Below are 23098 nucleotides of genomic sequence, written 5' to 3'. Positions count from 1 at the left end.
CACGACCGCTTGATCTGTCATCGGGCACAGGACATCATCGGGACCAATGACTTCCAGGCCGAGATTGAAACTGTCCCTGTCAACCTCCATGGGACGAGGATCGGCCATCTGCATTTTCGTGCCCTGATTTGCGCCAGCGCAAGGAACAGGACGAATTTCCGGCCTATGGGTCGGGAAAGTGATCCGTGGAAGGAGCCTGTCCCATGCCCGACGCCAAACGCCCCCGCATTCCCCGAGGCATGAATCCCGAAGGGCCCGCGCTTTGGTCCTATGGTTTTCGACCCTTTTTCCTGGGTGGAGCAATCTGGGCCGTGCTGACCATTGCCCTGTGGATCGCGGCGCTGGTCCATGGCCTGCCCCTTGGCGGTGATTTCGGGGCCGCGCTTTGGCATGCCCATGAAATGGTCTTCGGTTTTGCTTCCGCCGTGCTGGCGGGCTTTCTGCTGACTGCGATCCCGAACTGGACCGGAACCTTGCCGGTGTCGGGGCGTGCATTGATCGGGCTGTTCTCGCTTTGGGTGCTGGGGCGCATCGCCATGACGGGGGCCGAATGGATCGGCGTCTGGCCGGCCGCTTTGATTGACGCGTTGTTCCTGCCGGTCCTGCTGGCCACTGCAGCGCGCGAGATTGTCGCGGGTCGGAAATGGAACAACCTGAAGGTGCTGATCGGTGTCGCTGCGATCATGGTCGGCAATCTGGGCTTTCATGCAACGGTGCTGCTGGGCGGCGATCCGGGCATCTGGCTGCGCGCGGCGATTGCGGGCTATGTCGCGCTGGTCATGATCATCGGCGGTCGGATCATTCCCAGCTTCACCCGGAACTGGCTGAGCCGGCAGAATGCGCAGACGTTGCCAGTGCCCTTCAACCGCTTTGATGTCGGCGTCATTGGCTTTTCCACGCTGGCGCTGATCTTCTGGACCATCGCACCGGAAGCCCTGTTGACAGCCCTGATGGCGGTGGTGGCTGGTGGCCTGAACGGCGCGCGTCTTGTGCGCTGGCGTGGCCTTGCCACGCGGGCCGAGGGGATATTGCTGGTCCTGCACCTATCCTATGCCTTCGTGCCGCTGGGCTTCCTGACCATCGCGGCGTCTGGCGCGGGACTGGTACAGCCTGTCTCGGCCCTGCATGTGCTGACGGTGGGCGTGATCGGGGCGACGATGCTGGCGGTAATGACGCGGGCGACGCGCGGACATACCGGCCGGACGTTGACGGCTTCGCCCCTGACCCTGATCGCCTATCTCTGCCTTTTTGCGGCGGCGCTGGCGCGGCCGCTGGCCGACCTGTCCGGAGGGGTTTGGCTGATGGAGGCCGCAGGCGGCCTGTGGATATTGGCCTTTGGCCTGTTCGTCCTGGAATATGGCCCGATGCTGATGACGCGGCGTACCCAGCCGAAAACGACCTGATGCCCGCGGTGGGATAGCCTCCACGTTACGGCACAACCCCCTAAAAAACGCGCCAAAGCAATCCTCTCGTTCAGCTTCGTTTCAGATTCGGGGCGCTCTGAGTCATCCAAACCCGCCGAATCCGAAGGTCGGGAGTTGGAGGCGCAGATGGAAACGATGCCGTTCTTGCTGGTGTTCGGGCTTGTCGGACAAGCCATGTTCACCGCACGGTTCCTGGTGCAGTGGATCGTCAGCGAGCGCTATGGGCGCAGCACGATCCCGATCGCATTCTGGTGGTTCAGCCTGGCGGGCGGCGTCATGCTGTTCACCTATGCGCTGGCACGGCATGATCTTGTCTTCACGCTGGGCCAGGCCGCGGGGCTTGTGGTCTATGCGCGCAATCTGTGGATGATCCGCAGCGCGCGTCAGGACGTCCCTGCATGACAATGACGGGAACCCGGTCCACCCAGCCCTCGCGGCTTGCCGCGCCCGGCGACATTTTCCGCGACTCACAGCTTCACCTGGCCCTTGCGATGTTCGCCGCGACGGCGGTGCTGGGCATCCTGCTGCGTCCCGCGCTTCCCATTGACGAGACCCGATACCTGACCGTCGCGTGGGAGATGCGGACCGGCCATGACTGGCTGGTTCCACACCTGAACGGCCACGCCTACAGCGACAAGCCTCCACTGCTGTTCTGGCTGATCAATCTGGTCTGGCTGGTCACCGGTCCGTCCGAGATCGCGGCGCGGCTGGTCGCCCCGGTATTCGGGCTGCTGACCATTCTGGCCACGGCGCAGTTGGGCGCGCGGCTTTACCCGGCCCAACCCGAACTCGGCGGCCGCGCCGCGCTGATCTTGTCAAGCTCGCTGGGGTTCAGCCTTTATGCCGGGCTGACCATGTTCGATTCCATGCTGGCGCTTGCCACGGTTCTTGGCGTGCTGGCCCTGTCGTCGATTTCCGACGGTCGGGGCGATGAGGCGCGGCCCTGGCTGCTTCTTGGCGTGGCGCTGGCCTTTGGCGGTCTGGCGAAGGGGCCGGTCATCCTTTTGCACCTGATGCCCGTCACGCTGACGACCTTGATGTGGAAGCGGATACCTGCGCGCAATCTGGCAAAGGGCGTGGCGATTGCCCTGCTGACCGGGGTTGGGATCGTCAGCCTGTGGCTTGTTCCCACCCTCGCCCGCAGCGGCGGCGAATACCGCGAGGCGATCCTTTGGACGCAGTCGGCGGGGCGTGTCGTTCAGTCCTTCGCCCATCAGCGCCCGGTCTGGTATCTGTTGGCGACCCTTCCATTGCTTCTGTGGCCCTGGGCCTGGTCCCCGACAGTCTGGCGCGAGGCACGCTTTCCCCAACCCCTGCCCGTCTGGATCGGCGCGACGCTGATCATCTTCAGCCTCATCAGCGGCAAGCAGGCGCATTACCTGCTGCCGGTCTTGCCTGCCTTTGCGTTGGCTTTCGCGCCCGCCTTGGCCAGTGCCCGGCGCGGGGCTCCGCTGGCGGCCATGGTTCCCGCGGCGGCGGCGGTGCTGCTGCTTGCCGTGGTTGCCGGCGTCGGACCGCACACATTGGCCATTGCCGCCGACCCGTTGCCGATGGCGCTGCTGGTCACCGGCACCATGATTGTCGTGGCCTTGATGCTGGCGCGCGGCGGGCTTCCCGTCTGTGTCGCCGCCCCGCTGGTTGTCGTGTCGCTGTCCTGCCTTTTCCTGGGCCGGATGGGCGAAGCCTATGACGCGACGCCGATGGCCCGCCGCATCGCTCTGCATGACCAGGATGGCATCGGCCTGGTCGATGGACGGTATCACGGGCAGTTCGGTTTTGCCGGCCGGCTGCGTGAACCCCTCACCCTGCTCGACTCCGCCGCCGACGGTACGGCCTGGCTGCAAGCCTGTCCGGGCAGGATCCTGATCGGCCCGGTGGGCAACGGGCCGGGACTGCCTTCGGACACCGTCGATTTCCGGGGCGAGACCTGGGGCACATGGCTGCCCCGGTCCTCTGACCAGATCAATTCGAAAGGCGGCGCAAAATGCCGGTAAACATCGACAGCATCTCGATCGTGATCCCCTGCCACAATGAGGGTGGGGCAATTAACGCGCTGGTTGCCGAAACCTTCGCCACCCTGGGGCCGCTTTGCGGGGAGGTCCTGGTGGTCGATGACGGATCGACCGACGCCACCGCGCAAAACCTGCTTCGCGAGTTCGGTGCAGAGCCCAGGTTTCACCTGATCCGTCACCGCCGCTGCTGGGGGCAATCCTCGGCGGTGAGGTCTGGCGTGCGTGCAGCGACCGGCACTTGGATCGCCACGATGGATGGGGACGGGCAGAATCCGCCCGACCAGATCCTTCAGCTGATCCGTCGGCTGGCCGAGGGCAATGACGACGCGGTCGGGCTGGTCCAGGGCCAGCGCCGCGACCGGCAGGATGCGGGCAATCGCAAGCTGGCCTCGCAGGTCGCGAACCGTATCCGCAATCTGTGCCTTGGCGACAACGTGTCGGATTCTGGGTGCGGGCTGAAACTTTTCCGCCGCGATGCCTGGCTGGCGCTGCCGTTCTTCGACCATATCCACCGCTTCACCCCGGCCATGATGCAGCGCGAGGGCTGGCTTGTGCTGGTCGCGCCGGTGACACACCGACCGAGAGTGGCCGGTGTCTCGAAATATTCGAACTGGCGGCGCGGCATGGTCGGAATCGTGGACCTAGTCGGTGCCGCGTGGCTGATACGCCGGACCGGCGTGCCTTCGGCGCCCGAGCGGCTTGATGGGGCGCCGCTGCTTGCATCCGCGCCGGAAAGCATGATGGCGCGGCACACGGCCCAGCCCCTTGACCTTCTCGATGCTACCGAGCGCGCTGCATCATGAAGCACCATCCCGCCAGAGCAATCGCAAGGGGGTGCGCCTGAATGCGAAGGCTCGATCACGAAAGCGGGTCGGTTGCCGTCGCGGGATCGCGCCCAACCCTTCGTGGCCTGGGCCGCTTCCTTGCCACGGATCGTGACTGGACCGGCATGGCACTGGCAGGGATCGCACTGATCACGTTTTGGCGGATCGTCGCGCTGTATTTCAACCGGACCGAGCTTTGGGTCGACGAGGCGCAATACTGGCTGTGGGGGCAATCCTTTTCGTTCGGCGCCTATTCCAAGCCTCCGCTGATCGGCTGGCTGATCGGGGCCATGACCGGGCTCTTCGGGAACAGCACCTTTGCAGTGCGGCTTGCGGCACCTCTGATCCACGGTCTGGCGGCCTGCACCGTGCTGGCCCTGACTGCGCGCGTTGCCAGTCCACGGGCGGCGGCACTGGCGGGGGTCGGTTATGCAACCATGCCGGCGGTAACGCTGGGTTCGATGCTGATTTCGACCGACACACCGCAGATGCTGGCACTCGCACTGGCGCTGCTGGTGCAGCATCGTCTTGCGCGTGCGCCCGGCGTGTCGGGGGCGATCCTGCTTGGCCTTGCGGTCGGCCTTGGGCTGCTGGCGAAACAGGCGATGGCCTTTGCCGTTCTGGGCATGGGGCTTGCCGGCTGGATCTCGGCCGACTGGCGCATCGCCCGGCGTGACCTGATCCTTGCGGCGGCGGTGACACTGGCCTTGGTTGCGCCGAACCTGTGGTGGATCGCGACCCACGGCTTTGTCACCTTTCACCATCTGGCTGAGTCCGGATCGTCGCAGGGGTTCGGCCTGCACATTTCCGGCACGCTGCGCTTCTGGGCCGAACAATTTGCGGTCATGGGTCCGGTGGCTTTCGCGGCCTTCCTTCTGTCCCTGCGCAACCCGCCGCAAGAGGTGCAGGGACCGCTGGCGGTGGCCGTGGTGATCCTGGGCATCGTGACGCTTCAGGCGCTGGGTTCACACGCGCTGGCCAATTGGGCAGTCAGCTTTACCGTCGCGGGGAATATCGTGGCGGCGGTCTGGCTGGCGGACCGCCCCCGGCTTGCGGCCATTTCGATCGGTTTCGGCCTTTTGGTCGCCCTGCTGCTGCCGCTTCTGGCCATCTTCGGCACGGGCTGGCGCGGTCCCGGTGGCAGCCTGCTGCTGTCTCGCTACATGGGCCATGCCGAAATCAGCGCGCGCGCGATCGATTATGCCCATCAGCATGACACGGCAGTGATCACGGCGCATGACCGCGGCCTTCTGGCGGATCTGCGCTGGCAGGCCAGGGGAACGCGCCTGCGGATCGAGGCTGCACCCCATACAGGTGGCCCGCGTCACCATTGGGACCTGGCCTTTCCCTTCAACCCAAAGGAGCCCGGACTTGTCGCGGTCCTGCTGCGAGGAGAGCCGCCCGCCTGTGCCACGACCAGTGAAAGCTGGACCGCCGGACCCGGCTTTGCCGAAGGCCGAAAGTTCACGCTGGCCATGGCTTCTGCCGCCTGCCTGATGGATGCCTCGCATGAATGATCCGCTGTTCTCCCGACTGCATGTCATCGCACTGACCTCTGCCCTGGCCGTGGCCTGCATCTTCGCGGCGTTTCCCGGTCTTGATCTTGCGATCTCTGGCCTGTTCACCAATGGGCAGGGACGGTTCGCGCTGGCGGGAAGTTCCCTTGCGATTGCGGTGAACGATGTCCTGAGGGTCGGGCTAAACGCCTTCTTCATCGCCATCTGCGTGATCGTTCTGATTGGCCGAGGCCTTCGCCTGACGGCAAGATCCGGGGCAGACAACTGGCGTTTTCTGGCGGGCGTGTTCCTAATGGGCCCGGGCCTGATCGTCAACGGGCTTCTGAAGTCCTGGGTGGGGCGCGCGCGCCCTGTTCAGATCACCGAATTCGGCGGTGAAAAACTGTTCACGCCGATGCTGCAGATCAGCGATCAATGCGCGCGGAACTGCTCGTTTTCCTCGGGCGAGGTGGCGATGGTTTCGACGTTCGTCTTTGCGATACTGGTGCTGGCATGGCCGCATTTGAGGCGGCGGGGCAAGCCTGTCGCGGCCGTGTCGGGTGTGCTTCTGATCTGCCTCAGCGTCCTTCTGCGGGTGGGATTGGGTCGGCATTTCATGTCGGACGCACTGTCATCCGTGGCGATCTCGGCCCTTGTGGTGCTGGCGGCCTATCGGGTGTTCGATCTGGCACAGGCCCGGATGCGGCTGACACCCGGCGCGCTGATCGACGATTGTCGGACACTCATTGCCATTGCGACGGGACGGGCTGCACGCGCGCCTTCGCGGGCACCCATCCTGCCAGAGGAAAGCTCTCCGCAAATCCTGTCCGAAAGCGCCACGGTGGAACAACACTGACCGTTACGCTGCGGACCGGGCACGCAAGGGCGCTTTGGGACCGTCGCGTTCAGCCAGCTTTCAGTTTCGCAGTTCAGCAGACCCGAAAAAGAACGGGTTCCATCTCATGCTGCGTTTTCGCCATCTGCTTTCCATCGCCGTGCTGACTGTCATCTTGACGCTCGGCTATCTCGTCAGCCTTAAGGTGAATGGCAATTTCCACGCCATCCTGCCGGGACAGGCCTATCGTTCGGCCCAGCCTTCGGCCCAAAATCTTGAACGCTGGGCGGGCCAGGCGGGCATTCGCAGCGTCATCAACCTGCGCGGCGCACATCAGGGAACGCCCTGGTATGACGCCGAGATTGCGGCCTCGCAAAAGCTTGGCATCGCGCATTTCGATTTTGGCATGTCCGCTGGCCGCCGGTTGTCTGATGAGGATGCCGAAACCCTGATCGCACTTTTGCGAGACGCGCCAAAGCCGGTGCTGATCCACTGCAAATCGGGCGCCGATCGGACAGGCCTTGCGGCGGCACTGTATCTGGCCCAGCTCGGCAAGGGAGAGGGGCTGGCAGAGGCGCAGATTTCCATCCGCTATGGCCATATCTCGATCCCCCACACCAACGCCTGGCCCATGAACGAAAGCTGGGAAGCGATGGAAGGCAGGTTCGGATATGAATCCTGATCCTTGCCCCGCGCCGTTGCGCAGAGACCCATGAAATCTCCCCTAAACAATCGAGGTAACGTCATGTCGGAAACCCTGCTTGTCCTCTGCATGAAATGGGGCACGCTTTACAGCGCCGATGATGTCAATCGGCTGGCGATGGGCGTCAGAAATCACCTGAACAGGCGCTATCGCTTCATCTGCTTCACCGATGATGCCAAAGGCCTTGCTCCAGGAGTCGAGGCTTTTCCGCTGCCCCCGCTTGGTTTGCCCAAGGGGCACAAGGACAGCCGCTGGCAGAAGCTGGCGCTGTTTCGCAAGGATCTGTTCGGCCTGCGGGGCACGGCGCTGTTTCTGGACCTTGACCTTGTGATTGTCGGCGATCTTGCAAGGTTTTTCGATCAGCCGGGAAGGTTCCTCATCATCCGCGACGATGATCTTTTCCGCCCCAAGCCGTTGCGCAAGATCAATCCCGCCCGTGACCGCTTCCTGCACAGCGTCGGCAATTCGTCAGTCTTTCGATATGAGATCGGCGCGCACGACTATATCCTGGATGCCTACCTGTCGGATCCCGTCGCCGCGACGTCAGGTTACGAGATCAGCCAACAGTTCCAGTCGGCCCAACTGGCGAAGCACGGAGATCTGAACTACTGGCCCAAGGGCTGGTGTGTCAGTTTCAAGAATGACTGCGTTCCGCGCAACTTCCGCAGCTTTTTCAGGGATCCCTCCCTGCCCGAGGATGCCGGGATCGTCCTTTTCGCGGGCAACCCCAAGATGTCCGAGGTCTTTTCCGGCGGCGGGCATAAATGGTATCGCCGTATCGGCCGGATCGACTGGCTGCGAACGGCATGGGAGGGATAGGGTTATTTTCTCCTGTTTTGCCAATCCGTGTTTGGCCGCGCTGAATGGCGGGGTGATCACCGTTAACCATGCCCATCAAATGATGATGACGCGTCGGATACCTCGTGCAACGATTGACTGCGTCAAAGCACACTCTGCCTGAAGGTATTTCCAAATTCACGTTGCCGTGATCGCCAGAACTTGTCATCTTTGCGCGAGGGTGGATTATCAGTGGGTTGTTATGCATATCGCAGGAATATGTCGATTTTCGCTTGTCGGGCCGGGGGATTGGCGGGTCTATCGCGGCGCTTCGAAAGACCAACATGAAGCCATTGCCGCAAAGCAGGTCGCATCGCTTTTCGCGCCGGCGCGGGTCGAGCAGCGGCTGGCGACATTCGAACATATCACCCTTGCTTCAATGAAGGCGCAGAGCGATCAGGACTTCCATTTCCTGGTGCTTGCGTCAGAGTTGATGCCGGAAATCTACCGTGACCGCCTCAGCAGGATTTGCGCCGGTGTGCCGCAGGTCTCACTGCGGTTCTTTCCGGTGACCGGCGCCGGGGCCGCGCAGATGCAGGTGATGTCGGGTCTGGGGCTGTCCTATCGCCAGACTCTGCAGTTCCGGCTGGATGACGACGATGCGCTATCCGCGAACTATGTCGGAAAGATGCGGACTTATTGCACGCCCTTGGCCCGTTCAAGAATGCAGTTTTCCGCCAGCTTCCACCGGGTTGCTTTTGTAAATACGGCGGACGGAACCGGGTTCGCCAAGGATCTTCCCTTCATGAGCGCGGGCACCGCCGTACTGCACCATCGCCGGACGATCTTCGCCTTCGGACATTTCGGTCTGCGAAAGCGCTTTCCGGCCGTTAGCGTCCCTTCCTGCCACTCGCTGATCCTGAAACACGACACGAATGACAGCACAGTCGAGCGACCGCCGCCGCGGTCCAGGATGACAGTCCAAAAGATGCGAGAGTATCTGGACCAGAATTACCCCTTCCTTGATGGCGAAGGATTGCGGCTGCTTGGCCACGCGTAAACCGGAAGCGACAGGCAGTAGTGGGACAGACCCATCCAGGGCACCGCCCCTGCCCGCTCAGTCCAGAGATGCCGTGCACTTTTGTTTGCAGTATCTGGCAGAAAGTCGGATCACATCTGCGGATCGGCGGCCAAGCAATCAGCACGGGGCTGGTTGAGGCGCGGTCATCCAAGTCATTGATTTAATGGTACCGCCTTCCCGGTTCGAACGGGAGACCCCCAGATCCACAATATCAGTGATTTGTAGAGCGTTCATACCCGGTTGCGTCATCTTGGGGCACCCTGACGAAAAAGGGTCGGCCCCCTCCAGGACCGACCCTCTCGATGCAAGCTTTCATTGTGGGCTACCTCAGCAAGACCAGCATGCGCTTCAGGCGGAATTTGGCCAACCTGTCCAAATGGTCAGGGTGCGCGGTCAACCGGCGGCGATGCGGACAAACCGGTCATTCGCTGCGTCGGCGAGGTAAAACCGATGACAGAAATTTGGTGCAACCGCGCTCCTGACTGGCTTAGTTGAGGCTCTGGAAATGGCCTTGACCGTCGAAGAAGCAATTGAAGAAGGTCGAGCCGCGCGCGCCGTCGAACCAACCCTGTGCCACGTAGCGATTGCCCACCTTGAAGGACGGGTTCACCGTCAGATCGGCCGGCCGGACGTTGAAATGCGACGCCGCCTCGCCCCTGCAGAAACGCGACATTTCCGACGTGGTCATGGCGAGCTTGGGCGCCACAGGCTCCTGCACCTTGCGGCCCTGCCGCTGATGCGCATTCACTTGGCAGATGCCGCTTGCGCCGCCCTTGGTATATGAGACGGCAAGGCTGTGGTCGGGATTCACGCTGATCGACACGGTGATGTGGTCTCTGACCGCCTCGTAGTAATTCGCGTTGAACCGGTGAAGCTTGGCCTCATTGCCGTTCAGGAACACGGGACCGCCCGCGTCCGAATGCACCTCGATGTGACTCGGGCAGGTTGCATTGAAAAAGGGAACGTCGGCGAGGGCCGGGGTCGCGATCCCAAGCGCGAGCAAAACTGCCGTCATCAAGCGTTTCGTCATCTTGATCTCCTGTGCAAACGTATTTGATTTTCAAGTTCATGGCTGGTCAAAGTGTCGCGCGAATATGAGCTCGGTCCAATCCGTTGCAACATGCGCCCCAAATGACACCCAAAGATTGCGCGTAACAAGAAACGCAAGCGTGAAGACCAGCCGCGCTGTCCCGATTATCCCGAAACATTGCGCCACGTTCCAATCGTAGGTGGGCAGATGTGCAAGGCAGAAAATCAGCCATCCCGTAAAGATGCCGAACGCAAGCGACGTGCCGTCATCCATACCCGTGCGGCTGCGCAGGAACGACGTCACCGCGAGCATGGGAAGTATGGCCAGCAACTCCTCGCCAAGCAGCGACGGGAGTGTCGAGAGCAGTTGGAGAATGAAATCGAACCCGTCTTGGGATTGGATCTGAGCGAAGATGGGATTTGTCGCGGTCGGAGCAATGTCGCTGATAGCTAAGGCGGCCAGCAGCGTGAGAATGATTGCCAGCGCGGCAAAAGCCGGGATCAGGAAAGCATCCTTCAATCGAAGTGGACGGAACAATCCGGTTCGTCCCCGGCCAGCAGAAACGGCCAGCGCGAAGAGGGGCAGGGCAGGAAAAAGGATGCCGGTTATGAGAGCGGGAACTCCCAGCGCCACCGGACCGCCAATCAACAAAGCAAGCCCCAAGGCAAGCCCGGCAAGGATCAGTCCCCAGCCAGCCGGTGCGATTGCGTCGTTTTGCAGCGGGAGGTTATCAACATCGATCATGGGATCCAACGCACTGGAGTGGGTGACGCATGCGGCGACAGTAACCCGGAACGCGGAACGGTCAACCGCGTGTGGTTCCGATCACGCAAAGGGTCGCTCTGGAAATCCGCATGCGCGCACCGCTCTGATCGCCAAATCAATTGGAATAGTCGATCCCAATGCGTAACGTCCTGGACATCCACGCCCCGAAATGGCTCGGAGTATCGTCGTTGCCCTTAGTCTTACCACCGACTCGAATGAGCGATGCCGCTCCTGCAGCGGCCGGTCAGTGGCAGCATCTCGCAATTGAGCGGATTGACCAACTCTCCGATGCTGTGAAGGGTGCGGGTCTCGACGCCGTTCAGATGAACAACGGCCCGTTCCGCGGCAGCCTGGTGTTCCACGAAGGCGGCGGCATTGTCCTCAGCAGCGGGAGAGTCGAAGGCACGGTCTCGCTTCGGGGTGCGCTGTCGGAAAACAAGATCACAGTTGGCGTGGTCCTGAACGCGGCTCCCGGTTCTTGGCATTGGCTGAAGGAAATACGCACGGGCAGCGTCGGGGTCTTTCGCGCGGGCGATCTGCACGACTCGTTCTACGGGTCGGGATCGACCTATGTGGCGGCGACGCTCGATCTTGAGAAGCTGGAAGAGTTTGCCGCGGAATCGGAGCAGGTTCTCGATAATGAGACGCTCGGAGGAAGCCGGCTGCATGAACGCTACATGGAAGCGACGGCCCTGCGAGTTCTTGGCAATCGCTTTGCGCGAATTCACGAGACTGGAGTTGCGACAGCAGACGGAGAGGCTCTGGTCGACCTCCTGCTTCGGTCGCTGGTTGCGCATTTTGCGCGAGCTGCGCGGCAGGTCACGGGAGGCCGACCTTCCGAGAAACATGCCGTCATTGTCGGCCGTGCCCGCGCCTATATCCACGCCAACCTTCAGGCCCCGATCAGGATTGACGATCTGGTCCGCGCGTCGCTGACGTCCCGCCGGACGCTGTTCCGGGCCTTTGATGAGATCCTAGGAGAGCCGCCGCAGAATTATGTCCGGCGGCTGCGCCTGCATCGCATCCGGCACGACCTCGCCTCGGAGCGCGAGGCGCTTTGCACCATCGCCCTCATCGGCAGCCAATGGGGCATCGAGGAACCAAGCCGTCTCGCGAGCTGGTATCGTGAACTTTTCGGAGAATTACCCTCGCAGACCGTGGCAAGGCAAAAGCTTGCCGGCGGGTGATTTCGGCACTTTCCGCCTATCGTTTTGGCACGATCCGCCTAGACCGACTGCAATCGCCCTGCCTACCATCTGAGATGCAACCGCGACCTTATCCCGACGGAATCCGTCCCGGTCGCAAAGGGAGACTCAGATGACCCTCTCGTTGACAAAAGTCCTTTCTACGACTGCCCTAGGCCTGTTGATGCTTGCTCCTGCCAGCAGCTACGCCCAGGAGGCCGGCGCACAATCGACTCCACCGCTCGTCCAGCAGATCAACAACGGCAACTGGCTACCCCAGGAGGAAGCCCGGGCGCTGCGCGATGAGCTATACTACCAGCAGGCGATCCAAGCCTATATGGCCATGCTGCCGGCACTGAACGTCATCGGCATGCGCGACGGGTCCGAGGCGCTGTTCGGCGAGGGCTACAATATCCTGCCGATCTGGAAGGACCGGATGGACAGCCGCACCTGGGTGCCGACACCGAATGCCGATGTGGTCTATTCGATGAACTACCTCGACCTGAAAGAGACCGGTCCGCTGGTCGTGGCCGCGCCCCCGAATGTGATCGGCATGTTCACCGACTTCTTCCAGCGCACTCTGACCGATGTGGGCGCGATTGGTCCCGACCGGGCGCGGGGCGGGCTCTATCTGCTCTTGCCGCCGGACTATACCGGGCCGGTGCCGGGCGGCTACTTCCCGGTGAAATCCCCGACCTACAACGTCTTCCTCTTCTTCCGCACGGTGATGGCACAGGGCGACGGCAAGCCCGACCCCGCGCCCGCCGTGGCACTGGCCGAACAAACACGCATCTATCCGCTCTCCGCGATGGAGAAGGACGCCAAGCCGATGGAGTTCCCGAATGCCAGCGGCCAGCGCATCAACATGATGTATCCGACGGATGCGAGCTATTTCACCAAGCTCAAGGAATTCGTGGATTACGAGCCCGTCGGCGCCATCGACATGGAGTTGCGCGGCGTGCTGGCCGGAATCGGCATCATCAAAGGCCAGCCATTCGAGCCGACGCCGAAGCAGCAGGAGCTTTTGCAGAAGGCCGTGGAAACCGCGCCGAAGATGGCGCTGGCGCTGCGGCAGTTGGGCCGTGACGACAAGCGCAACCTCTACTACGCCGATCGGCAGTATGAGACGGCTTGGGCCGGCGCGACCGCCGATTTCGCCCAAGACAGCTACACCGACATCAACCAGCGCGCCGGCTATTTCCAGTATGTCTATTCCTCGGCCCCGGCGATGGTGATGCACACGATCAACGCAGGCTCGAAATATCCTTTCACTGCGCGGGACGCGGACGGCGATTTCCTGAACGGCTCGAACACTTACCGGATGCACCTGCCAGCGAATCCGCCCGCCGCGCTGTTCTGGGCGGTGACCGCCTATAACGTCACCGACGGGACCATGCCCGAGACCGAGCAACTCCTGCCCTCCACCAACGGCTTCTACGACATCCCGAAGAATGACGATGGTTCGATCGACATCTGGTTCGGCCCCTCGCAGCCCGAGGGTGTCGCGGATGCGGCCTTCATCCAGACCGTTCCGGATCGCAACTTCATCGCCGCGCTGCGCCTTTATGGTGCCAAGACCGAGTTCTACGATCAGACGTGGAAACCGGATGACATCGTGAAGGTCGAATGATGCCGGGAATCTCATCGAACAAAACCCATGTCGGAGCAGTAAGATGAACAGACCTATCTCCGCTTTCACAGCGGTCCTGCTGACCACGACCCTGTCCTTTGGATCGCTCGCCCACGCACAGCAGGCGGCGACTACGCCTTCTTCAACCGAAATGACCCTGCCATCGGCTGACGTGACCCCGCAGGAGGCCTATGTCCGTGCCGTCGCCCGCAGCGCCTATCTCTGGGGCTGGCCGATGGCCAACATGCTAAACCGCCGCGAGCGGATCACCCAGGCACCGCATCCGGGCCTGCTGGGCGGCGTGCTGCCAGCGGCCCCGCGCGGACAGATCGGCATGCTGCATGACTATATCGAGCCCAGCCAGCGCTTCATCGCCTGCCCGAACCAGGATGTCGTCTACGGTCTTGGCTTCTTCGATCTCGATGCCGAGCCGGTGGTGATCCAAGTTCCAGATTTCGGCGATCGCTTCTTCGTCTATGCGCTTTACGACCAGCGCACCGACCAGTTCGGCGAGATCGGCAAGCCCTATGGCACCAAGCCCGGCTTCTACCTGCTTGCCGGACCGAAATGGAACGGAGAGGTGCCCAAGGGCATCACCGGCGTGGTCCAGTCCTCGACCTCGCTTGCCAATGCCATTCCGCGCATCTTCCAGAACGATACCGACGAGGACCGCGCCGCGATCCAGCCGCTGATCAATCAGGTCGTCGCCTATCCGCTGTCGGAATTCACCGGCGAGATGAAGACCATCGAATGGGCAACCGCGGAAGACATTCCGACGCCCGATAGCGGCTCTGGCGCCGAAACGCGCTGGGTGGTGCCCGAGAAATATTTCGACCAGCTACCCGAGATCCTTGCCATGGTCCCGCCGCTTCCCGGCGAGGAATCCATGTATGCCCAATACCGCTGGCTTATGGATCTGGCCGCCAAGGATCCGGATCTGAAGGCCGCGATCGTCGATGAGGCGGCCAAGGCGGAGGAGGAGATCATTTCTCCCTTCCTGCAATGGCAGCACAATGGCGCGCCGGCCGGGAACGGCTGGAACAGGTCACTGAACAATGCCGAGTTCGGGGTGGACTATTTCAACCGGACGGCAACCGCGCGATCGAACATGTTCGAGAACCGCCCGAATGAAACGCAGTATTTCTACACCGACAATGAAGCATCCGGCGCGGCGCTCGATGGCAGCAAGACCTATTCCGTGACCTTCGCCGCCGGGCAGGAGCCTCCGGTCGAGGGTTTCTGGTCGATGACGCTCTACAACAAGGAGCATTTCTTTCATGCCAACGAACTGAACCGCTATTCGTTGGGGACCAAGAACACGACGCTCAAGCGCAACGAGGACGGTTCGCTGACCATCTATGCGGGATCAAAATCTCCCGGCGCGGACAAGGAAAGCAACTGGCTGCCGGCGCCCGCGGAGCCCTTCTCGCTCTATATCCGCGCCTATTGGGGCAAAGAGCCGATCATCGACGGCAGTTGGCAGCCGCCGGTGATCAAGGTCGTCGAGTAAACACGTTACCAAGGTCCGGTGTTCCTCGCGGCGCTCCGGACCCCCAAATCAGATGGCGTCGAGGAGGACATCGACGTTGACCAATGAGGAAAGTCTCGACCCTTCCATTCGGGCGTTTCTGAATAGACTGACCGAGAATGAAGCGGCCATCCGATCCTTGGCACCGCGCCCCGAGTTCAAATCCCTGTGCCAAGACTACGCGGCTGCACTGGAAGCAAGCGAGATCTGGTGCGACAAACCAGAGGTCGCCCATCAATTCTGGTGTATCGCGATGGAAATCGAAGACGAAATCAGGCTTTTGCTCACCGCTTCCAGAACAGGCTGAAGGGCGGCTTTCAGGAAGCCGCATCTCGGCATGATGCGGGCTGATCGACTGCTTTTGAGTGGCACTCCATGCTGCAAGTGCGAGCGCGCGGGAATTGTTGCGGCCCGCCTGAATGTCGCAGAAGGGCTCTGAACGACCAGTCAAACCTGCCTCAGCACGGTTCTCCGAGAAGTTCCAGCGACGGGAACTGCTCGTAAAACTCGGCCGCAAGGCTGGGCTGCATGAGGTAGACCGCCATGACGTCCCGGATCGCTGCCATACCTGCACCGTGGATCGCGTAGCCTTCCTGACCCGCGTGCTGCGACAGCCAGGCATGCATCTCGTCCAGCATTTTCCCGAAACCCGACCCGGGGACATAGATGAGAAGGCGCACGGGAAAGGACCTTGCGTCTCTCTTGGCTCTGGAACTTGATCGTCTGGTCATGAGGTCCTGCCGCCAAAGCCGTTTCGAGCCACGCCTCTTACGAACACCCCTACAGCTTCCAGCGCATCGAAGAAGGCATCCCGCGCCTCCTCGGGATCGATTTCACCCTTGCTCAACTGCAGCACTGCCAAGGCGGCGGTCTGAAATGTGGGTTGTTCTGGCTGGCAATGCCTCATCAGTGCTGTCCCCATCCCTAAAGCATCGTTGACGATGCGGAAGTTGCCCACAGTCTCCTCATAACTCACGGGGCGGATGGTCCGAGCATTACTCATCACACGTCCACCAACTGTAGCGCGCCGTCTGGAAGAGGGCGCTGGAGGTGCTTCGCGATATCCCAGGGCGCATGCATCCAGGCATCCCATTCGCCCGGCGTCCGCAGGATCACCGGCATGGCTTTGGGATGGACCGCGCCAACCTCGGCATTGGGAGCGCAGGTTAGGAAGCCGAACAGATTATCGACGGTTTCGCCATCCTTGACCTTGCGGATGCTGGTCCAGCCGCGCGTTTCGATACCCGCGAAAAACATCGGCGCTCCGTCGACAGGTGCAAACCAGGCTGGCCGCTTGTCAGCGCCCGGCTCGCTGAACCGATCGACCGGCACCAGGCAGCGGTGCTCTGGCCCCAGCCAGCGGCGCCAGTGAGTGCTGGCGACGTTGCGGATATTGGTTACGCCCGCGTCCCGGCCACTCTTGCTGTGGAATTGCGGCGGACTGGGCATTCCCCAACGCGCCTTGACCAGATCCCAGCCTTCGCCCTCACCGTGCCGGATGATGGGCCCCAGGCGGTCAGGATAGATATCCCCCGGCTCCAGGTTCACGGCACGATCCGACAGGCGCGAGAACAGTCGTCGCATCAGCTCCTGCGGGGTGCTGCTGTGGTAGAGATTGCACATGCGGTCAGGTCTTCTCGTTTTGCCAGATCCATTTCGTAATCTGCCGAACCGGCCGCCGGACGGTCAAGCCTTCGGCCAGCTCGCGCGCGCTCGGCAAGCTCCATTGGATGTCCAGATATTCCGAGGTCTTACACTGGCCGCACTTGAAGGGAGGAAGGTGGGCCTGATGATACGGCCCGACCACCTTCATCAGGTCCGTCGCCCAGTACCGCGCCGTGCGCTTGCACATCGTGCATCGGACGGTGAGCAACATCCCTTTCTCCGCCTGCTGATAGAGCATCGGGTTACGGAAGGGGTTCGAGGAAAAACGTTTCGGGGGCATAGATGTTGGTTGAGAACAAGACGAGAACAAACTAGACCGTCGAGGAAGAAGAGTCGATGCTGCCTAGAGACGGGAACCGGGACTAAGATGTTGCGTTTTCGGGCCGTCAGGTCGTCGATGGTATGGAGGGGTGCCCGATGGACGAGAGTGTTTTGGCATGCGTGCCCGGACTGCTGAACCACGCGAGGGGGTTTCAGCTTGACGAGGAAAGGGCCGAGGACCTCGTCGCGACAACCTTGACCTGGGCAATCGATCATGTGGATCAGTTCGATCCTCGGTTCGGCATTGAGAACTGGCTCGTCTTCATCACTGACATGTTGGCTTGCGAAGTTCTGGGCAAACCGACGCCTGCTCCCTGAATGGCTGCTCCTGTGATTGGTCTGATATCTCGACTTTTGGCGCGCATCGCGCACATTTGCAGCATGACAAGCAATGCTGTGGAAAGGTGCAGCCATGAAATATCCGCTCTCTATCGTTGAGGAAGGCGACGGCACGATTACCGTAACCTGTCCCGACTTCGACGAAATCAGGGCGACCGCGCACACCTTCGAGCAGGCGTTGGCGCGTGTGGAACTTGCCGTCGCGGATATCATAGCCGAACGGCTTCAGGCCTTCGCGGATATCCCAGTGCCCAAGAAGGCGAATGGGCCCTGCGTAATTGTTCCCTTGGCACTGGACATCAAAGTTCAACTTCTTTGGACGGTGAAACAGGCTGGGCTGACCCGCGCCGATCTGGCGAGACTGACGGGATGGCCGCGCACGAAGGTCGACCGCCTGTTCTATCCTCACCACCAGGCCAAGCTTGCGCATTTCGAGGATGCCTTTGCGGCTCTGAACAAGACCGTAATATTGCGGCTGGAGTCTGTCCCGCAGTTCCGCCCTCAAGCCACGGAAGAGCTATTGCCGACCCCATCGCTGCAGCAGTCGAAGTCCTGACCGTTTTGCGGTATCTTGCTGGAACCGTCCAACTCAAAGGAGGGTGTCATGTCGGGCACTGAAAAGGCGATCCGCTCGGGCGAAAAGCCGGATCAAATTGAGGCTCCACCGGTAGCCGACCTCAGCGACGAGGAGGTCGAAGCGGTGTTCGAAGATCTGGTTGCGCAGATCGACGCAGAGCAACAGACGTCCGAAACCTGAAACGCAAAAAGGCCCCCGCCACGGGAAGACAGAGGCGGGAGACTTCAACGGCTGACTTAATCCAGTCCAGTTTTTCTAGTTGAGTTACACTCGTGCCTTGCCCCTGCGACATCCGCCCGAATCACGGCTCGAAGATGTGATCCCAAGTTAGAAGTCCCGTTTGCCCGAGAGGAGAAGAAATTGCTCTGGAGAAGTTTTGCACTCCGTTCCGTCGCCGCGATCTCTATCGCGTCATATCTGACGATCCCGGCAATTAGCAGAAGTTCGGCCCAAGCCCAGCCCACATTCCTCGACTTTCCTGTAGTTATCTATTGCGAATATGAAAACATCACCAGCGCCTATTATTTTTCTCAGCTTGGGCCCGATGGCAAAGCGATCTACCTTTCGCCGGATCGCCAAGCGGGCGTGATTTCGACCCATGGGCATGCAGAACATATCGATGGTGACCGGGTCGGTTCCTGCCGCGAAAAGAGTTTGGATGAACTGCGCGCAGCCGGACAGGCATTCGACCTGCCGCGGTAGCCGAGGAGGCGAGCGATCTGCTCGAAATTGCTAATCAGCAGATGCCGACGAACGGCTCCACATAGGTGCGGTGATCCAAGGCCTCGATCCTCTGGATGATGCGGCCATGCAACTGCTTCTTGCCGCCGAGCCAAGGGGCGACCGGCGCGGCAGGTTTTACTTGCTCCAAGATATGATTCTCACTTACCCGGCCCCTGCCCTCGCGAGGGGTGCAGGCGACCATAAGTGCAGTTTGGTCGGGGCGGCTCTCACTCCAATGGTTGCCGCCTGGATCGAGCTGTTGGCACAGACCGATCCCCTGCCGCACGCGGCAGGACGTATTTTCTAGCGATCGAGCGGCAGGTTGCGGCTGAGCGCTTCCCCGATCTGCACGCCCGCATCGAAGGCCGACTTGCCGTTCTCGACCATCTCGATGATCTGGCCCTCCTTCTTAGGATCGAGGGTATAGGGGCGCGGGATTGCACCGCTGAAGGTCCCGCGCTGCTGGGCGAAGATAATCAGATAAAGGGGATAGAGCGTCCGCATGAAGCTCGCGATCTGCTCCCCGGTCCAATCCACTCCGACCTGCTGCGCGATCGCAGCGACCGCATTGGCAACCGGCTCACTGCCTTCTCCGGTCAGATGGGTGAAAGCCAGATCCACGGTGGTCAGCGCCGTCGGCACGATCCCCAGCCAGAAGCTACGGGTCTTTCCGATCCAGATCGGAACGATGGTCTTGATCGAATCCATGTTCGAAGTCCTCTTTCGATTTCTGAAGGATTGCCCGTGCCCGCTGTCGCGCCGTCTCGTCATCGACCGCGCGCGGCAGGACCGGTGACAGCACGGGCGGAAAAATCAGGCGTTGAGCGCGGCCCATGTCTTGGGGCCGATGATCCCGTCGGCGACGAGCCCACGGGATTTCTGGAAAGCGATTACGGCCCTGTAGGTGTCCTGGCCGAAGATCCCGTCGATTCCGTTGGGATCGAAGCCTAGAAGGAGTAGCAGCTCCTGTGCTTTGCGCACGGCCGCGCTGCGGCTGCCCAGACCGATCTTGGGATAGACGGGTGCCAATGTGTCCGGGATCGCCTGCCAGCGCTTGTAGGCGGCCTCCAGGCGGGTGTGGTAGCCGTTGGCGGCATAGCCCGCGCCATTGTAGCCGCGCGCGAATCCTGACCAGTCATGGCGGCGCAGATCATCATCCAATGCCTCGGAGCTGATGAAGCTTACCATCGCCTCCAGGCCCGCGACCTCGCGTTCGCAGAAGGCCTCGACCATGTCCCCGGCGCTGGCGTAGCCAGCGGCGCGGTGATTGAAGCCCATGATCTGGCCAAGGCCCCAACTGGCCGAGCGCAGTGCCGCGGCGGCATCGATATTGATGGCCGTCGCCAGCCGCGGATAGCTGTCCGACGGATAGGCGCCCGCGCGCCATTTCGGATAGGCCAGCCCCTGCGCCTCGGCCGTGACGCGCTTGGGCCCTGCCCCCAGCTCGCGATAGAAAACATGCGGCTCGAACAGCATCTTCGGCCGACCTTGCTTGTCGAATCCGCCGCCCGATGTCTCGACCTCGATCACGGCGCGGATTTCGTCTTCGCCGACACCGATCACCCGGCCGACGCGCGCCACGTCGATATCGGTGAGCGGCCTTGCAGCGCCCTTGAACCCGGCTGGGTACATGCGGTTCTCCAAATGAAAAAAGCCCGCGCGATGGCGGGCCGGATTTGGTTGAATTGTGCGATCAGCCGCTTAGGCTGTGTGCCAGCCGCGAGCTGTGTGTCCGAATGCTGGTCGTGGTCAGGTCGGGCGTGAGGGTAGGAACTCCGCCCGGCCGCCCCACGACAGCATGGTCGAAGCGCTGAAAAATCTCGCTTGCGAGATCAGCTTCATTGACCCGGCCGCGGCAGCAGCGAATACGTGACCACGTCGGTTCGGTCAAAGACCCGTCGGTCGTCGCAGTCGTACTCCAGCGCGACGAACAACTCGATCCTGCCGGGCCGCAATGTGTCCGGCGGCACCAGTTTGATGCGCAGCCGGGCAGTTTCCTCACCGATCTGGCGGGACGGCATCACAGCCGAGCCGGGCGTGGTAACGCCACCTGCCTCGGTAAACAGGCTCTGCCCGCCAATCAGGACGCATTTCGCGCCGAGCTCGGTCCGCTCCAGGACCAGGTTCAGGATCACGGCCTCGCCGACATGGACCGGTTCGGTGACATAGCTGAGACCAGGCGTCTGGCGGATGACGCGATTGTCCCCGGTGGCGTCGGTCAGATCCGCGCGCAATGCCGCGACCTCTTGCTGCAGGGCGGCCAGAACGCGCGGGCTGTCCCAGATCATTTGCATCGTCGCCCAGAACGGCGTGAAGATCGCCAGCAGGATGGCTCCAACGACCCAGAATGCGATTCCGGTCAGCCAGATCCAGAGACGATCGAGGAAGAATTGCCGAGTGGGCACCAGTCGCGGTCCCTTGCTCTCGATGGTCTGGGTCATTGATCGGCGTCTCCTTCCCCGCCCGGATCGTGCAACGGGCATCCCCTGACCAGCCAGTCCGGCCAGCGCTCGTTGTCGACCGCCTCCCCATCCCGGACCGTGCAGCTGCAGCCGTGCTGGATGGCGATCCATTCGCCCGGGGCGACCTCGCGGCCGGATTCATCGCGATAGCTCATGCGACCGATGCCCCCGTGATGCGGGCCACGACGGTGGCGCGGGTTGCGGCAAGGCAGACGATCCGCTCCAGCGCGGCGGTGACTTCGACCGTCGCGCCGACCTGGGTGACGGTGACGGGCTGGATCCCCGCCCAGTCCGAGAGGTCGAGCGTGTCGGCCGAGGTCAGGTCGGTGATGGTCTGCAGCTGGCCGGTGCGCATGATCCGGAAGGTATCGGCATCGCTTCCGCCGGTCAGGCGATGCGAACCGCCGGTGATGATCAGGGTGTCGTTGCCGGTCCCGCCGAGCAGCGTGTCATTGCCCGCACCCGCGATCAGGGTGTCATTGCCGGATCCTCCATCGAGCGAGTCATCGCCCGCGCCGCCGTCGAGATAATCGTTGCCGGCATAGCCCATCAGGGTGTCGTTGCCGGCGCCGCCATAAAGCGTGTCATGCGGTTGCTCCCAGTTGGCTCCATCGCTGCCGCCGATCCAGTCATTGCCGCGCCCGCCATAGGCCAGAACCCGGCCGCCCAGCGATGCGCTTCTGGAATTGGCGACACCGGTCAGGATGTCGTCGCCGTCGCCCAGCTCGACCCTGCGGTTCTTTCCAGCGCTGAGGACAATGACATTGCTGTCGGCATTGCCGATGATCGACATGCCCTCGGAATTGTCGGTGAGGTTCAGGAAGCCGACGCCGGTCGGCATGGTGATCCGCTGCTGTGCCACCCCGCGCCAGGGCGTGGCGGCCTGGTACATGCGCAGGTAGTTGGGCGTCCGCGCCATCTCCTCGACATCGCCCATCAGGAAGATGCTGTTGGTGATCGCCTTCGCCGGCGGCTCCCAGCCGAGAAAGGAGGTGAAGGGCGTTCCCGGCTGCAGGATCGCGCCATCCGTCACCAGGTCCAGGCCCCATTCGCGGCAGGTCTCATAGAGCATATCGCGATATTGCAGGAACAGCGGATTGGTCGGCTCCCTCAGCGCGATATTGTCCTTGAGCCAGGGGTCGGTCATGACGTTGTAGAACTCGAAGGTCTCGTCCTGATAGACCGAGACCCGCCACGGCCCGATGGCGCCGGAAGCAGAGCCATAGTTGAAGCTCGGCACCATCCGCTCGGGCATGGGGTGGCCCTCGCAGAAGGGCTTCAGGGAGACGCCGCGGTAATGCGACGGCAGATCGACGCCGAGGATGTCGCAGACGGTCTTGCCGATATCGATCAGCGACACCGGGTCCCAGACCTCACGCGCGACGGCCTGGCCCGGCAGCGAGACCATGAAGGGGGCGTTGCAGGATTCCTCCCAGAGCGTGAACTTGTGCCAGCGGTCCTTGTCGCCCAGGTGATAGCCGTGATCCGACCAGCAGGTGATCAGGGTGTCATCGTTGAAGGGGCTGGCCTCCAGCGCATCGAGGACGACGCCCAGCTTCTCATCTGCCCAGACGACGGCAGCGATGTAATTGCGGACCGAGCGCCGCCAATAGTCGATTTCCTCGGACGTCCAGGTGCCGGGGCTGGGCGTGCCGATCTGCTGGCCCATGCCGACGAAGTCGCGCGGGAAGGGCAGCAGGTCCCAGGCCAGCGGCCAGTCGG

General features: G+C 62.1%; 29 protein-coding genes. 17 read left to right on the top strand and 12 right to left on the bottom strand.

Annotated features, from left to right (window positions below):
* Positions 1-203 precede the first annotated feature (203 nt).
* From ACO2Q4_RS20390 to ACO2Q4_RS20350, 9 genes are all read left to right on the top strand, one after another.
* The gene (locus ACO2Q4_RS20390) at positions 204-1403 is read left to right on the top strand and encodes an NnrS family protein (RefSeq protein WP_423321565.1); all 1200 of its coding nucleotides are present in this window, start codon (positions 204-206) and stop codon (positions 1401-1403) included.
* Positions 1404-1550: 147 nt separating this feature from the next.
* Entirely contained in the window at positions 1551-1826 is a 276-nt protein-coding gene (locus tag ACO2Q4_RS20385; protein ID WP_311760463.1) for a lipid-A-disaccharide synthase N-terminal domain-containing protein, read from the top strand.
* On the top strand, positions 1823-3418 hold the full coding sequence (locus ACO2Q4_RS20380) for an ArnT family glycosyltransferase (RefSeq protein WP_423321563.1): 1596 nt from the start codon (positions 1823-1825) through the stop codon (positions 3416-3418). Before ACO2Q4_RS20385 ends, ACO2Q4_RS20380 begins: the two co-directional genes overlap by 4 nt.
* On the top strand, positions 3409-4239 hold the full coding sequence (locus ACO2Q4_RS20375) for a glycosyltransferase family 2 protein (RefSeq protein WP_423321561.1): 831 nt from the start codon (positions 3409-3411) through the stop codon (positions 4237-4239). Before ACO2Q4_RS20380 ends, ACO2Q4_RS20375 begins: the two co-directional genes overlap by 10 nt.
* Positions 4240-4280: 41 nt before the next feature.
* The gene (locus tag ACO2Q4_RS20370) at positions 4281-5777 is read left to right on the top strand and encodes an ArnT family glycosyltransferase (protein WP_423321559.1); all 1497 of its coding nucleotides are present in this window, start codon (positions 4281-4283) and stop codon (positions 5775-5777) included.
* Positions 5770-6612, top strand: coding sequence for a phosphatase PAP2 family protein (locus tag ACO2Q4_RS20365; RefSeq protein ID WP_423321557.1), 843 nt, complete (start codon positions 5770-5772; stop codon positions 6610-6612). Before ACO2Q4_RS20370 ends, ACO2Q4_RS20365 begins: the two co-directional genes overlap by 8 nt.
* 106 nt (positions 6613-6718) lie before the next feature.
* Complete coding sequence (locus ACO2Q4_RS20360; RefSeq protein WP_423321555.1) at positions 6719-7273, top strand: tyrosine-protein phosphatase; 555 nt, start codon at positions 6719-6721, stop codon at positions 7271-7273.
* A 63-nt stretch (positions 7274-7336) separates the two neighbouring features.
* Entirely contained in the window at positions 7337-8113 is a 777-nt protein-coding gene (locus tag ACO2Q4_RS20355) for a hypothetical protein (protein WP_423321553.1), read from the top strand.
* Between the two features lie 220 nt (positions 8114-8333).
* Positions 8334-9131: a glycosyltransferase gene (locus tag ACO2Q4_RS20350; protein ID WP_423321551.1), complete on the top strand. Its 798-nt coding sequence runs from the start codon at positions 8334-8336 to the stop codon at positions 9129-9131.
* Between the two features lie 508 nt (positions 9132-9639).
* Here the strand turns inward: ACO2Q4_RS20350 and ACO2Q4_RS20345 are convergent.
* A complete protein-coding gene (locus ACO2Q4_RS20345; protein ID WP_423321549.1) occupies positions 9640-10182 on the bottom strand; it encodes a hypothetical protein in 543 nt (180 codons plus the stop codon).
* A gap of 36 nt (positions 10183-10218) precedes the next feature.
* A complete protein-coding gene (locus ACO2Q4_RS20340) occupies positions 10219-10926 on the bottom strand; it encodes a type II CAAX prenyl endopeptidase Rce1 family protein (protein WP_423321547.1) in 708 nt (235 codons plus the stop codon).
* 236 nt (positions 10927-11162) lie between these two features.
* Here ACO2Q4_RS20340 and ACO2Q4_RS20335 point away from each other — a divergent pair, with 236 nt between their 5' ends.
* From ACO2Q4_RS20335 to ACO2Q4_RS20320, 4 genes are all read left to right on the top strand, one after another.
* Entirely contained in the window at positions 11163-12134 is a 972-nt protein-coding gene (locus tag ACO2Q4_RS20335) for a helix-turn-helix domain-containing protein (RefSeq protein ID WP_423321545.1), read from the top strand.
* Between the two features lie 181 nt (positions 12135-12315).
* Complete coding sequence (locus tag ACO2Q4_RS20330; RefSeq protein ID WP_423321543.1) at positions 12316-13761, top strand: DUF1254 domain-containing protein; 1446 nt, start codon at positions 12316-12318, stop codon at positions 13759-13761.
* Positions 13762-13804: 43 nt separating this feature from the next.
* Complete coding sequence (locus ACO2Q4_RS20325) at positions 13805-15271, top strand: DUF1254 domain-containing protein (protein ID WP_423321541.1); 1467 nt, start codon at positions 13805-13807, stop codon at positions 15269-15271.
* 76 nt (positions 15272-15347) lie between these two features.
* Positions 15348-15596, top strand: a complete 249-nt coding sequence (locus tag ACO2Q4_RS20320) for a hypothetical protein (RefSeq protein WP_423321539.1) — start codon at positions 15348-15350, stop codon at positions 15594-15596.
* A gap of 151 nt (positions 15597-15747) precedes the next feature.
* Here the strand turns inward: ACO2Q4_RS20320 and ACO2Q4_RS20315 are convergent, their stop codons facing one another.
* The 4 genes from ACO2Q4_RS20315 to ACO2Q4_RS20300 are packed head-to-tail and all read right to left on the bottom strand — an operon-like array spanning position 15748 to position 17165.
* A complete protein-coding gene (locus ACO2Q4_RS20315; RefSeq protein WP_423321537.1) occupies positions 15748-15969 on the bottom strand; it encodes a hypothetical protein in 222 nt (73 codons plus the stop codon).
* A 47-nt stretch (positions 15970-16016) separates the two neighbouring features.
* Positions 16017-16247 (bottom strand): hypothetical protein, encoded by a 231-nt coding sequence (locus ACO2Q4_RS20310; protein ID WP_423321536.1) that lies wholly within the window; start codon positions 16245-16247, stop codon positions 16017-16019.
* A 44-nt stretch (positions 16248-16291) separates the two neighbouring features.
* Positions 16292-16912: an SOS response-associated peptidase gene (locus ACO2Q4_RS20305; protein ID WP_423321534.1), complete on the bottom strand. Its 621-nt coding sequence runs from the start codon at positions 16910-16912 to the stop codon at positions 16292-16294.
* Between the two features lie 4 nt (positions 16913-16916).
* Positions 16917-17165, bottom strand: a complete 249-nt coding sequence (locus ACO2Q4_RS20300) for a hypothetical protein (protein ID WP_423321532.1) — start codon at positions 17163-17165, stop codon at positions 16917-16919.
* A gap of 206 nt (positions 17166-17371) precedes the next feature.
* Here ACO2Q4_RS20300 and ACO2Q4_RS20295 point away from each other — a divergent pair, with 206 nt between their 5' ends.
* The 4 genes from ACO2Q4_RS20295 to ACO2Q4_RS20280 all read left to right on the top strand — a co-directional run bounded on the left by ACO2Q4_RS20295 (position 17372) and on the right by ACO2Q4_RS20280 (position 18893).
* Positions 17372-17593: a sigma factor gene (locus ACO2Q4_RS20295; RefSeq protein ID WP_423321530.1), complete on the top strand. Its 222-nt coding sequence runs from the start codon at positions 17372-17374 to the stop codon at positions 17591-17593.
* A gap of 94 nt (positions 17594-17687) precedes the next feature.
* Positions 17688-18170 (top strand): type II toxin-antitoxin system HicB family antitoxin, encoded by a 483-nt coding sequence (locus tag ACO2Q4_RS20290; protein WP_423321528.1) that lies wholly within the window; start codon positions 17688-17690, stop codon positions 18168-18170.
* 48 nt (positions 18171-18218) lie between these two features.
* Positions 18219-18371, top strand: coding sequence for a hypothetical protein (locus ACO2Q4_RS20285; RefSeq protein ID WP_423321526.1), 153 nt, complete (start codon positions 18219-18221; stop codon positions 18369-18371).
* 180 nt (positions 18372-18551) lie between these two features.
* A complete protein-coding gene (locus ACO2Q4_RS20280; RefSeq protein WP_423321524.1) occupies positions 18552-18893 on the top strand; it encodes a hypothetical protein in 342 nt (113 codons plus the stop codon).
* A gap of 34 nt (positions 18894-18927) precedes the next feature.
* Here the strand turns inward: ACO2Q4_RS20280 and ACO2Q4_RS20275 are convergent, their stop codons facing one another.
* From ACO2Q4_RS20275 to ACO2Q4_RS20250, 6 genes are all read right to left on the bottom strand, one after another.
* Positions 18928-19062, bottom strand: a complete 135-nt coding sequence (locus tag ACO2Q4_RS20275) for a DNA adenine methylase (RefSeq protein ID WP_423321522.1) — start codon at positions 19060-19062, stop codon at positions 18928-18930.
* A gap of 155 nt (positions 19063-19217) precedes the next feature.
* Positions 19218-19622, bottom strand: coding sequence for a hypothetical protein (locus ACO2Q4_RS20270; protein WP_423321520.1), 405 nt, complete (start codon positions 19620-19622; stop codon positions 19218-19220).
* 105 nt (positions 19623-19727) lie between these two features.
* Positions 19728-20546 (bottom strand): N-acetylmuramidase domain-containing protein, encoded by an 819-nt coding sequence (locus tag ACO2Q4_RS20265; RefSeq protein ID WP_423321518.1) that lies wholly within the window; start codon positions 20544-20546, stop codon positions 19728-19730.
* A gap of 206 nt (positions 20547-20752) precedes the next feature.
* Positions 20753-21355, bottom strand: coding sequence for a hypothetical protein (locus ACO2Q4_RS20260; protein ID WP_423321516.1), 603 nt, complete (start codon positions 21353-21355; stop codon positions 20753-20755).
* Positions 21352-21531, bottom strand: coding sequence for a hypothetical protein (locus tag ACO2Q4_RS20255; protein WP_423321514.1), 180 nt, complete (start codon positions 21529-21531; stop codon positions 21352-21354). The genes ACO2Q4_RS20260 and ACO2Q4_RS20255 overlap by 4 nt, the downstream gene beginning before the upstream one ends.
* Positions 21528-23098 (bottom strand): sulfatase-like hydrolase/transferase (locus ACO2Q4_RS20250; protein WP_423321512.1); only part of this gene is annotated, 1571 nt, incomplete at its 5' end. The genes ACO2Q4_RS20255 and ACO2Q4_RS20250, both read right to left, overlap by 4 nt.

The organism is Paracoccus sp. KR1-242 (assembly GCF_049446195.1).
In the GTDB taxonomy this organism is placed as follows: Bacteria; Pseudomonadota; Alphaproteobacteria; order Rhodobacterales; family Rhodobacteraceae; genus Paracoccus; species Paracoccus broussonetiae.
The sequence above is the reverse complement of the archived record's forward strand: the minus strand, read 5'-3'. Positions and strand labels throughout refer to the sequence as shown.